The organism is Paraburkholderia sp. SIMBA_027 (assembly GCF_046535315.1).
In the GTDB taxonomy this organism is placed as follows: Bacteria; Pseudomonadota; Gammaproteobacteria; order Burkholderiales; family Burkholderiaceae; genus Paraburkholderia; species Paraburkholderia tropica.
On the sequence record NZ_JAWRWY010001662.1, the window covers coordinates 1 to 233 of the forward strand.

Sequence of the window (233 nt, forward strand, 5' to 3'; positions counted from 1 at the left end):
CTGTCATCCTGATGGCGGGTCTGCAAGGCGCCGGTAAGACGACCACCGTCGGCAAGCTCGCCAAGCTGCTGCGCGAGAAATACAGGAAGAAGGTGCTGACCGTCTCGTGCGACGTCTACCGTCCGGCTGCTATCGCGCAGTTGAAGACGGTGACCGAGCAGGTCGGCGCGGACTTCTTCCCGTCGGAACCGGATCAGAAACCGGTCGACATCGCGCGCGCTGCGGTCGACTGG

1 pseudogene is annotated in these 233 nt (G+C 63.9%); it reads left to right on the forward strand.

The window, feature by feature from the left end:
• Positions 1 to 233 (forward strand): annotated as a pseudogene (locus SB764_RS44820) (signal recognition particle protein); the annotation flags it as partial.